Below are 11,289 nucleotides of genomic sequence, written 5' to 3' on the forward strand. Positions count from 1 at the left end.
GATCATCGCGGACGATTCCACGTCTGGCCATTCTTGTACCGGGTCGCGCGGTCGCGAACCGTCGGATCGTCGCTGATCGCGAGAACGCGGTCGAGCGCCGCGTCAAACTCTGCCTTGTTCGGCTCGCGCAGACCGCGGTGGTGCGCGAGTTCCACGATCGACTGGCAAGCTTGCGGAGCGAAAGTCGGCTGGTCAAGATAGGGGACGACAAACCGCAGCGACTCAAGCGTCCGGATGGCTGCCGCCCTTTCTAACGCGAATTGCCGGTCCTCATCCCGCGTACACATGGCCGCCGCTTGCTGCAGCAAGGCCAGTTTCTCTTCGTCCGTTCGGCCATCGGGCAGTGGCGCCACGCGAAGGAGCGTGCGCAAGGCCAGCGCACGATGAGCGTCATGTTCTTCCGAAGTTGCCAACTCCTTCAGTCGCGGAGCAATCGCCGCACTGGGCCAGTTGCAGAGCGAGCGCACCCCGAGATCATGCAGCGCTGGGTCTTGATCAGCGATCGCCGATTCGATCATCCGCAATGCTCCCTCCCCGCCAGTGCGACCAAGCGTCGGCAGGATCGCCTGACGTTCGGCGTCACTGAGTGCGTTGACGGCGTCCAGCAGCGGTTCGGCCTTTGTGTTCTCGGTCTTCGCTCGATTGCAGACGAGCAGCAATGATCGTTCGGCGGCTTGGCGTTCCGAACCCCGGGAGGCTTTGAGAACGCCGCGCACCATCTCCGGAACCTCCTGCGCGCCAGCCAATTGGCCTAGCCCAGTCATCGCAGCGGATCGCACGCTGCCGTCGTCGTCCACGGCAGCCTGGAGCAGGTCCGGCAATGCTTCAAGGGCACGCCGCGTTGTGAGGACCTCGATCAAGTCCATTCGCAGTGCAGCGGGAGCGCGATTGAGTTCCGCGCGGATTAGCGCGACGGTTTCGCCGCAGGCCGTCTTGGCGAGGCTGGCGCGCGCCGCAGCCCTTGCTGCAGGTTCGCCGCTCGAAACGAGCTCGATCAACAACTGCACGTCGGCCGGACCAGCCAAAGCGCCAAGCGTGGCGATCGCCGCCGACCTAACCTTCTCGTCCGCAGTCGATTTCAGCGTCGCCGCGACTTCGTCGCGCGCACCGGGATCGCCACGGTCGGCCAGAGCGCTGAGCAATCCCACTTGGCCTTCGGGCGCTAGCTTGCGCAGTTGGGCCGCAAACTCCAGTGTGGCCTGCTCTCCAGGGGCGCTGGTACGGACTTGGTCGAACCCCAGCGCACGAACATCCTTGTCTGCATCCGCCAGTAGCTCAATGACCATCGGGACAAGTTCATCGCTTGGATCAGCAGCTTCGGCGCCGGCGATTGCTCCGCAGACGGAGGCAAGGCCCACGGCGCAACAGAAGAGGCGGAGCGTCGATAGGCAATATGTCACGGCTTCAGTCTCTCGAACGATCCTGGCAAAACTGTGACGGCCGCGTTGCGCATCTCGGACGTCGCCTTGATCGGCGTTCCCGGGACCGGCTACCGCCGCGACAACGTGGTTAGACCGCTATAAGCGGACGAGGCGTCATTCTTTCTGACCCGTGCATGCCAGCATGCCGCGCGTGGCTGCGAGCCGCACTTGTTTCGGCTGATTCGGTCCAAGCATCGGCTTGTAGAGCGCCATTGCCGCCGACTTGTCGCCGGAACTGAGGAGCTTTTCAGCGCACGCCAACCGGCCGTCAACGACGGCGCGCATCACTTCAGGGTCGGCCGGCTTTGCCGCCGCCAACGCCTGCGCCGCCGCCGCGTTGCGAATATCGCCGAGGGCCAGCGCCGCCGCACGGGCGACTTGCGGATCATCGCTCGTCAGCAATTCGCTAATCGCAGCGACGCTGGCTTCATCGCCCCGTGCGCCCAGGGAACTGATGACTCCAACCTTTAGTTCGCCGTTGAGTGTGCCCAACGCGTTCCGCATCGCCGCAGCGGCCTCGGGCGCGGGAATCCGCGCGAGGGCGAAGCGCGCCATATGGGAGTGATCTTTCTCGGGCAGCAGGCGGGCCAGTGCGTCGACGCTCGCAGCCGTGCCAATAACCATCAGCTTGCGGCAGACGTAGTCCTTGGCGTCGCGCGAGACGTTAGTCCCCAACACGGCGGCGAGACTTGCCTCCAGTTCCCGCCGCGCTCCTTCGTCGTCGCGGGTCGAAATTACTGCCTCATCGATGGGCGCCAGAACGGCGCGGTCCGTTCCCCAATCGTAGGTCTTGAGGGCTTCAAAGGCACTGCTCAGCATGGTTGACTCCTTAATTCGCCGCCGCGTCTTATTGCGCAGGTGCGTTAGTTTGAATTGGATCGTCGGAAGCATCGAAAGCTTAGAGCTGCCACGGCTCGCGCCGGGCGCGATCGAGGAATCGATTCGCCTCCTCATCGCCGGGGAAATGCTGGGCCGCGGGGTCCCACTTCAACGAACGTTGCAATTGGTAGGCGATCGTGCCCAGGTGACTGACGGCCACGGTGTTCACGGCCAGTTCAATATCGCGGAATGGCTTTTCGCGAGTCTTCACGCAATGAATGAAGTCGCCATAGATGCCTCCTTCGCCCTTGTAGGTCGGCACTGGCTTCGCTGGTCGTTTCTCGCCGGGCGTACCCTCGACGACGAGGTTTTCCGTTTTCGGACGATTGTGATGCAGCAAGATGCCATTGGCATATTTGAAAGTGAGGTGCTTGCCTTCGGGATCGTTGTGGAATTCGATCTCTACCGGCTGCAGTTCGCGGACGTCGACGGCAAACGTCGCCCCCCCGAAATGATGAGCGCCCCAGTCGGTCATGCCGCCGCCGGAGTAGTCGACGTACGAACGCCAGCTGCCGCCATCGGTGGCGAAGTTGCCCGAGCAGCGCGCCGCGTTGTAGGGCGCCCAAGCCGCTGGGCCGAGCCACATTTCCCAGTCGATATCGGGCGGCGTCGTCTCGGCCGGCAGATTGCAGAGTTGCGACAGCGGGCCGACGTTCACGTTGATCGACTTGATTTCGCCTAACTCTCCGCCCCAACAACGGCCGACGAGTTCTTTGTAGTCTTCCAAGACGCGTTGGCTTCCGCCGGACACGACGCGTGCGTAGCGGCGGGCTGCGTCGATCATCAACGGACCTTCGCGAAGCGTCAGCGTCTCGGGCTTCTGACAGTAGACGTCTTTGCCGTGGCGACAGGCCTCGATCACCATGATGGCGTGCCAATGGTCTGGCGTCGCCACATGGACGGCGTCGATGTCGTCTCGCGCCAGCAGCTCGCGAAAGTCGTTGTACGTCTGGCAATCACCGTTCTTGTAGTGCTGGTCGGCTCGCTCCTTGGCTGTCTTACGGACACTTTCTCTGACGTCGGAAACGGCGACGTACTGCACGTCGGGACGACCGAGAAAAGCTCCCTGGTCGCTGGCGCCCATGTTGCCGATGCCGATGCCGCCCATGACGATGCGGTCGCTGGCGGGCGGGACGTCGCCTTGCCCGAGGGCCTTCGACGTAATCACGTACGGTACAGAGGCGACTGCGGCGGCGGTCTGCAAGAACTTGCGGCGCGTCGGCTGGCGGCAACTCATCGATTGAACCCCTAGGTTTCTTGGGTTTTGGGAAAGCGTCTGGGAACGAGGTGAACAGAATCAGACGAGATTGACGAGGCGGCGGCGCTGACAACCGCCGCGATGAGGAGACGAATGATCCTTGGATTCTATGCTCTGGCAATTCGTTTCGCGACTGCGCCGGTCGTCGAATTGTTGAGCTCCGGAGTTCCGCGGCCAGTCAACGAACGAATGGACGCATCGCGCGGTGGCGCGTGACGCATTTCGGCGTAGAAAAGGATCAGATCTTAGCCGATGACCCCTAGTGCTCGGTCACAACTTGATTTTCGGGTGGAGGGATTTGAGTTTACCGCGGGCGTTTTTGACTTTCGTCGCCAATCGACGCCGCGTCGGGTGATGTTGACGTCGGTCGACCAGGCTCCCAGTTCGGATTGCAGCTTGGCCCGTGCGCCAAACCGGCGGACTGATACCGATCCGAAGTAAGAGCAGCGCGCCGTCTATTGCGCGCCCCATTCTACCCATCAAGCTAGAGCGACTAACCCGAAAGGAGGTCGCGATGGAGGTGGAGCCCCGACCGACGTTGGACGACCTGAAGCAACTTGAACGCGCCGAAAAGGACGCCCGAGCGTCGAAGCGTTTGCGGGAGGTCATCCTGGCGACGGAAGGATGGACGGCCTCCGCGATGGCGATGGGCTTGTCTGGGCGGGTTTGCCAAGAATGGGTCTATCGCTTCAATGAAAACGGCCTGGCGGGGCTGGAGGATCATCGCGGCCGACAGCCGAGTTCTCCGCTCACCCCTGACCAAGAACAACCAATTCGTCAGCGGATTGAGGCCGGTCCCACGGCCCAAGATGGAGTGTGCTCGTTGCGGGGCGCCGACGTCAGGCGGTTTCTGCAACACGAGTTGGGATTAATCCGCTGGACGGTCACGCATGATCGTTGGCGATCGATCTCGCCCCGCCCGCTGCCCGTCACTTGGCATTTTTCGGCAAGGAATTCAAGTTCTACCGAGAACCAGCGCACTCCTCGTCGCTGATAGCTAAGCAAAGCCCCCCTTGCTCNTCAGGNNAGGGCAGGGCGGCCGCCAGCGCCAGAGCGNGCGCCCCGGCGCTGGCAGNNCTCCCGCGCGCTCTAGCACGGACTCGNAGCCGCATCTCCCNCGNACANCCGCCAGCTGTCGTGNAGCTCGCGCCNCAGCTGGCTGACTCGTCCGGCGGTCAGCCGACAGAGCTCCGCGACGGCGCTCGTCCGTTCCCCCTGCGCCAGCGCGTGGACCACGCGCTGATCACGACGGGAGAGCGAACCGTACCACTGGCTGAAGTCAATCCGCAGCGCCGCCATCTCCGCGGGACTTGCCCGTCGGTAGTCGCTAATGGACTGGGCGATCGAGTCGATCGGTTCGGTGCGACAGCCGCGCAGCCGGCATTTCACCGAGCCGACGTCCGCCGCGTTGTCACGGCTTCCGGTCAAGCGCCCGGATCGATAACGCCGCACGCCGTAACGGGCCAACGGCGTGGCGTAGCCGAGCTTCGCTCGACCCGCCTGCGCCAGCCCGGCATAGGCGACCGCAGCCGAAGCGATGACCGTTTGGATCGCCTCTTCGCGTTCTTCGGGGGCCAGTTCACGGAAGGCGATTCGTGCGTAGCGCCGGATCGTCGGCAGCATCTGGACGAACGAGGCTTGCCAGGGGAGGGGAGGGGCGTCATCAGCAGCGACGATTGCTGAGCAGTTCATGGGACGTTCCTTTCCAAAGGGACCGCCCCTGTCGAGGGCGGTCGTGTGAGGTACACAACCGCCCTCGCGACAGGCGAGAGCTCAAAAAGACGGTAAGCAAGCTAGGCAATCGTGAGCGACCAGATGCCTTCGAAGACAACTTTGCGAGAGGTGGATGAGGATTGCTCTGTTTGAAGGTCCGCAGCTCGGCGTCGCGTCGAACCGACTATCCTCGCCGTCGGTGTCAGATGCCACGCGCCGGGGCGTACGCACCGCAGCAAGTCGACAGAGATGTCGAGCGGAGGCCGATGAAGACCTTTACCGTCGCAAGCAGTGTTAACCGATGGGCTGCAATGATTCCTGCCCCGTTTTTGCCGTCGATTTAGCGGCGGCAGAATGCGTTGGCACAGAAGAATCGGGGACTTCTAGCACATCCGGAATTCCCACCCATGCCAGGGGAGGTCGCTGAGGCGCCGCTCGTAAGCCGCAATCCGAACGAGGAGCCTGGTCGACCGACGTCAACACCACCCAGCGCGGCGTCGACTGGCGATGAAAGTCAAAGACGCCCGCGGTAAACTCAAGTCCCTCGACCCGAAAATCAAGTTGTGACAGAGCACTAGGGCCCGCCGTCGTTCAAGCAAGCCATGTCGACGGGTAGCCAAGCGCCAACCGATTCATCCAGGGACCATTCGGCAATAGCCGCTCGAGTGTATACTATCGCCAGGTTCGCGCGACGCGTCCGCTCACTTCTCTTCCGGAGTCAACGTCTGCCATGAATCGCCGTCAGCTACTTCTCTCGGCCGCGGCTCTTTCCGCGGGCTTCCAATTCCCCTGGCGGCAAGCGCTAGCAGGGGCCAGCCCCCGCCATCGCATCCTCTTCTTCACCAAGAGCGCCGGTTTTGAGCACTCGGCCATCAAGCGGGAGGGCGAAACGCTCTCGTACGCCGAACAGACGCTGATCGACCTAGGCAAACAACATGGCTTCGACGTCCACGCCACCAAAGACGGACGCGTGTTCGACGACGATCTCTCCGTCTACGACGCGGTGGTGTTTTACACCACGGGCGATCTGACGACGGTTGGCAGCGACATGCATCCGGCCATGTCGGCCGAGGGTAAGAAACGGCTGCTGGCCGCAGTCGCCGACGGCATGGGCTTTGTGGGTTCGCATTGCGCGGCCGACACGTTTCATTCCGCTGGTCCGCCGCGGGAAGCTCAAACGGAAGTTGACCCCTACATCGCCATGCTGGGCGGCGAGTTCATCAGCCATGGCCCTCAGCAGAAGTCGCGGCAGGTCATCAAGTCGGCGAGCTTTCCGGGACTGGCTGAAGCTGCCAGCGACGAAGAGAACTCATTCGCGCTCAACGAAGAATGGTACTCGTTGAAGAACTTTGCGGACGACCTTCATGTGATCCTGGCGCAGGATACGCAGGGGATGGAAGGCAAAGACTACGAGCGTCCGCCATTCCCGTCGACCTGGGCCCGTCGCCATGGGAAGGGGCGCGTCTTCTACACTTCGATGGGGCATCGCGAGGATGTTTGGAGCGATCCGACGTTCCAGAAAATATTCCTGGGCGGATTAGGTTGGGCCATGGGTGACGTCGACGCCGACGTCGAGCCGAATCTCGAGCAGGCGACGCCGGGCGCCAAGGTGATGCCTCCGGCGTAAAGCAATGGCGGAGCAAATACCCTATCCCAATGGCGCGAGCCCGTCATGAAGCCGCTACTTGATCGCATCTCCGAGCGTCTGCAGGTCGCGGCGGCTGTCATGGTCGTGGCCGCCAGTTGGCTGGAACTCGGAGGCGTTGTCCTCGGCGCTGAAGAATTTCGCCCCCGACCCAGCAGCGGCGAACCGAAGCTACTGGTGGCCGAAGATCTCGACTTCGACCTCGTGCTGCAGGAACCGCTGGTCGCGAAGCCGCTCTACCTTACGTTTGATGAGCGCGGCAGGCTGTGGGTCGTCGAGTATCGGCAGTATCCTTGGCCGGCTGGACTGAAACTGCTCAGCCACGACAGCGTGTGGCGGAATATCTACGACCCGCCGTTCGCACCTCCGCCCCCGCACGCCGCTGATTCCCCGTTTCGAGGGCAGGATCGGATCTCGATCCACGAAGACAGCGACGGGGACGGCCGCTTCGATCAACACAAGGTGTTTCTCGATGGGCTGAATCTGGCGACGGCGGCTCTTCCTGGTCGAGGCGGCGTCTTCGTACTCAACCCGCCGTATTTGCTGTTCTATGCGGATCGTAATCGCGACGATGTTCCCGATGACGCAAAGCCCGACGTTCTTCTTTCAGGCTTTGGCTTCGAGGACTCGCACTCCTTGGCGAACAGCCTCCGCTGGGGGCCCGATGGTTGGATTTACGGTACGCAAGGAAGCACTGTGAGCAGCAACGTCGTCGTCCACAGCGACGACGGACAACCGCGCGTGGACATGCCCGCAATTCGCACTATGGGGCAGAACGTCTGGCGTTATCATCCGGAAAGACGCCGGTACGAAGTCTTCGCCGAAGGGGGCGGCAATGCGTTCGGCGTCGAGATCGACGCCGCGGGCCGAATTTACTCCGGACACAACGGCGGGGACACGCGAGGGTTTCACTACTTGCCCGGCGGCTACTGGCAGAAAACGTTCGCGAAACATGGTCAGCTCTCCAATCCGTACGCTTTTGACTATCATCGCCCGATGCGGCACAACGCCGCGCAGCGATTCACGCATACGTTCGCAATTTACGAAGCTGATCAACTGCCACCCCGGTACCGTGGCCGGATGTTCGCTCTTAACCCGATCGAGCATTGCATTCCGCTGTGCGAGATCACGCCTGACGGTTCTTCGAGGCAAACGCACGATCTCGGCGAAGTCGTCCGGCCGAGCGAGTCTGAGCAGGCCGATTGGTTCACGCCGGTCGACATTCAGATCGGCCCTGACGGCGCCCTCTATATCGCCGATTGGCATTCCGCGCAAGCGAACCACTATCACAGCCACGAAGGTCAAATCGATCCAAGCATCGGGCGAGTCTACCGACTGCGGGGGGGCGATTACTCGCCTTCAAAGCCCGCCGACTTAGCGTCGTTGACGTCCAGCGAGTTAGTGGAGCAATGTTTGCGTGATCCCAACCGTTGGCGCCGACAACAGGCGCGACGGATCCTTGGCGATCGTCGCGACCCCGCGATCAGTGCGCGACTTTGGGACCTCGTCCGGCTGAACGATGATCAATTGGCGCTAGAGGCGTTATGGGCCCTGGAAGTCTCTATTGGCCTAGACGCCCGGCAGCTCGAGGCCGCGCTGGCGCACTCCAACGCTGACGTCCGCGGCTGGGCCGCTCAACTGATCGCGGATCGCGACGCCGTTTCGCCGGAGTGCGGCGCCGCACTCTTAATGCTCGCTAAAAATGAGACCGTGGTGGAAGTCCGCTGCCGTCTGGCCTCCGCCGCCAAACGCCTGCCCGCGGCCCATGGGGTGCCGATTGCATTCGAACTCTCGCGGCGCACCGAAGACGCCAGCGACGTATACCTGCCGCGAACCATCTGGTGGGCCCTGGAGGCCCACGCCGACCGCCGCGACTTCATCTTCGCCGAACTTCACAATGACGAAAATTGGCGCAGCGCAGTTCAAGTCGCCGGTCTGACGATGCCGCAATGTTTCATGAAGCGCTGGGCCATCGCCGGCCGAGGCGACGATCTGCGATCTTGCGCAGAGCTTCTCGAACTGGCCCCCGACGACGAACAGGTTCGCCTGCTCGTCGCCGTTTTCGCCGCCTCCTTTGAGGGCCGCCCGCTGCCGCCGCTTCCCGATGCGCTTGCCGCGAAGCTCGCGAGTGTGGGGGGGCCCTTGGCGGAATTGATCGCCGTCCGTCGCCGCGATCCGGCGGCTGTGGCCGCGGCCATTAAGTCGGCCGCCGATCCGTCGGTGGCCGATGATCGGCGCATCGCGCTGATCAACGCTCTTGGCGATGCGGGGGCGGCTCCGCAGGATGCCCTTCCGATGCTGACGGATCGGCTGACGCAAGCAGATTCGCCGAGCGTCAAATGCGCGGCAATCAACGCGCTATTGCGTTATGGCGAGGCTGATTCGGGCCGGGCGATGCTTGCCGCTTGGCCACAGCTCGATCCGTCGACGCGCCTCGTCGCCATTCACGCCCTCAGCAGTCGACGCGAATGGATCGACGAGCTCCTGGCCGCCGTCGAGCACGATACAGTGGATAGATCGCTTCTGGACGCCGATCTCATTGCCCGCATGAGACGAGTCGCCGATAGCCCGCGCCGGCTGCAACTCGATCAGCTCTTCCCGCGCAGCGACGTCAAACTCTCCGACATCGACGCGCGCGTTGAAGAGGTCACGTCCATCGTCAAGGGCGGAGTGGGCTCGCCGCTCGCGGGCAAGGACCTGTACGAAGGAAAGCTCGCTTGCGGCAAATGCCATCGGCTCTTCGGCCAAGGAGGGGATCTGGGGCCGGAACTTACCGCCTACAACCGCGCGAACGTCGGACGCATGGCGCTTGCCGTCGTCCATCCGAACGCCGAGATTCGCGAAGGATTCGAGACCTACACGGCGATCACGGACGACGGTCGCGCGCTCTCGGGCTTCAAGGTCGAACAAACTCCCGAGTCGTTGGTGCTGCGCGGGGTCGATGGACAGCTGCACTATATTCGACAAGACGAAATTGAAGAGATGGGGTCTAACGCTGAATCGCTGATGCCGTTGGGACTTCTGGATGGCCTGACCGAAGCAGAGATCCGCGACTTGTTCGCGTATCTTTCCTCCACAACGCCGCCGATGTGAAGCCTCGCCGATCGCGAGCGATCGCGTGCGTCGCCAGTCGCTAACTTGCCCTGCAATCCTGAAAACTAACTGACTTTTTGGAGTTCCTGGCCGATGAGCAGCCGCGAAACCATCATGACATTTCTCGTACTCTGCGGGGCGTTGTCGCTGGCGCCGGCCGGAGCTCACGCGGAGCCGATCGGCCGTCCGGTGAAGGTCTCGGCGATTGCCATTGGCTTCGGCGGAGAATGGGAAGCCAAAATGAAGTTGGCGAGCGAACACCTCGAAGTTGCCGGGAGTCGTCAGGTCGACATCGCGTGCCTGCCGGAGGAGTTCGCGGGATTGGAGGCCGAGCCGCTGACCGGCCGCACCACCAAAGCGATTGGCGCGCTCGCGAAAAAGCATCGCATGTGGGTCGTCTGCCCCATTCGCGAGCAGGCTCCCGACGGAAAACAGTTCAACACGGCCGTCCTCCTCGATCGAGAGGGTGAGATCGCCGGGTACTACCGCAAAGTTTTCGTCTTCTGGGACGAAGATCTGCATGCCAGCGACGAGGGGGTGAAAACGTTCGACACGGACTTTGGCCGAATCGCGCTGCTCACTTGCTTTGACGCTAACTTTGACGAAGTGTGGCAGAGCGCCGAGCGGCAGGGGGCCGAGATCGTTCTGTGGCCGAGCGCGTACGCCGGCGGCATTCCCCTCAACGGTTACGCGATGATTCACAATTACGCGATCGTCGCCGTCGGGCGGGGGAACATCATCGATGTCATGGGACGCGATCTGGAAGAGGTCGAATCTCCGCTGCCGCAGCAGTTTATCGCGACGATCGACCTCGACACCACCATCGTGCACTCGGATTTCAACGGCGAGAAAGTCAGCGCGCTGTTGAAGAAGCACCAGGGCGAAATTGAAGAGATCGCCGAGTTGGGGAAATTCGAAGGATGGCACGTTCTCAAGGCAACCGCCCCAGGCGTTTCGGCTCGCGCTGCTTGCCGAGAGTTTGAGCTTGAGACGCTACGAGAGTATCGACAGCGCAGTCGCCGGGAGATCAACGAGCGACGTGTGGAAGGCAAGAGGATCAACCTCAAGCCCCAGACGCCAGACGGCTCGCCCGTGGCAAGCGAGCAGCAGACGCCAAACTGACAATTGTTGCCGTGCGCACTGACGGCCGACGTTTGGGTGGACTGGCGCCGAGCGGGCGTCCCCTGAGACTTCGCGTATGGCGTCTTGCGATGTCCAGTTGATTTGGTGGCCGCATGTGCAACCCGCAATGTGACGGCGCGCGGCTTGCCGAAAGGCGA

7 protein-coding genes are annotated in these 11,289 nt (G+C 62.5%); 4 read left to right on the plus strand and 3 right to left on the minus strand.

Features of this window, described 5'->3' with window-relative positions; genetic code table 11:
- Window positions 1-2: 2 nt before the first annotated feature.
- The 3 genes from I41_RS11075 to I41_RS11085 form a co-directional block, all read right to left on the minus strand.
- Entirely contained in the window at window positions 3-1,400 is a 1,398-nt protein-coding gene (locus I41_RS11075; protein ID WP_145432606.1) for a HEAT repeat domain-containing protein, read from the minus strand.
- 135 nt (window positions 1,401-1,535) lie between these two features.
- A complete protein-coding gene (locus I41_RS11080; protein ID WP_168206812.1) occupies window positions 1,536-2,240 on the minus strand; it encodes a HEAT repeat domain-containing protein in 705 nt (234 codons plus the stop codon).
- A 79-nt stretch (window positions 2,241-2,319) separates the two neighbouring features.
- Window positions 2,320-3,537 (minus strand): Gfo/Idh/MocA family protein, encoded by a 1,218-nt coding sequence (locus tag I41_RS11085; RefSeq protein WP_145432608.1) that lies wholly within the window; start codon window positions 3,535-3,537, stop codon window positions 2,320-2,322.
- Between the two features lie 535 nt (window positions 3,538-4,072).
- Here I41_RS11085 and I41_RS11090 point away from each other — a divergent pair.
- The 4 genes from I41_RS11090 to I41_RS11110 all read left to right on the plus strand — a co-directional run bounded on the left by I41_RS11090 (window position 4,073) and on the right by I41_RS11110 (window position 11,131).
- Window positions 4,073-4,552 carry a COG3415 family protein gene (locus I41_RS11090; protein ID WP_145431511.1) on the plus strand — a complete coding sequence of 160 codons (480 nt, stop codon included), beginning with the start codon at window positions 4,073-4,075 and terminating at the stop codon, window positions 4,550-4,552.
- Between the two features lie 1,449 nt (window positions 4,553-6,001).
- Window positions 6,002-6,898, plus strand: a complete 897-nt coding sequence (locus I41_RS11100) for a ThuA domain-containing protein (RefSeq protein WP_145432610.1) — start codon at window positions 6,002-6,004, stop codon at window positions 6,896-6,898.
- A 45-nt stretch (window positions 6,899-6,943) separates the two neighbouring features.
- Window positions 6,944-10,009, plus strand: coding sequence for a PVC-type heme-binding CxxCH protein (locus I41_RS11105; protein ID WP_145432611.1), 3,066 nt, complete (start codon window positions 6,944-6,946; stop codon window positions 10,007-10,009).
- 114 nt (window positions 10,010-10,123) lie between these two features.
- Window positions 10,124-11,131 (plus strand): carbon-nitrogen hydrolase family protein, encoded by a 1,008-nt coding sequence (locus tag I41_RS11110; RefSeq protein ID WP_168206813.1) that lies wholly within the window; start codon window positions 10,124-10,126, stop codon window positions 11,129-11,131.
- The last annotated feature ends 158 nt before the right edge of the window (window positions 11,132-11,289 follow it).

Source organism: Lacipirellula limnantheis (assembly GCF_007746075.1).
In the GTDB taxonomy this organism is placed as follows: domain Bacteria; phylum Planctomycetota; class Planctomycetia; order Pirellulales; family Lacipirellulaceae; genus Lacipirellula; species Lacipirellula limnantheis.

Bases quoted from the DNA above. Each gene is read 5' to 3' on its own strand.
- I41_RS11080 (WP_168206812.1), bottom strand. From the start codon at position 2,240: ATGCTGAGCAGTGCCTTTGAAGCCCTCAAGACCTACGATTGGGGAACG.
- I41_RS11085 (WP_145432608.1), bottom strand. From the start codon at position 3,537: ATGAGTTGCCGCCAGCCGACGCGCCGCAAGTTCTTGCAGACCGCCGCC.
- I41_RS11090 (WP_145431511.1), top strand. From the start codon at position 4,073: ATGGAGGTGGAGCCCCGACCGACGTTGGACGACCTGAAGCAACTTGAA.
- I41_RS11100 (WP_145432610.1), top strand. From the start codon at position 6,002: ATGAATCGCCGTCAGCTACTTCTCTCGGCCGCGGCTCTTTCCGCGGGC.
- I41_RS11105 (WP_145432611.1), top strand. From the start codon at position 6,944: ATGAAGCCGCTACTTGATCGCATCTCCGAGCGTCTGCAGGTCGCGGCG.
- I41_RS11110 (WP_168206813.1), top strand. From the start codon at position 10,124: ATGACATTTCTCGTACTCTGCGGGGCGTTGTCGCTGGCGCCGGCCGGA.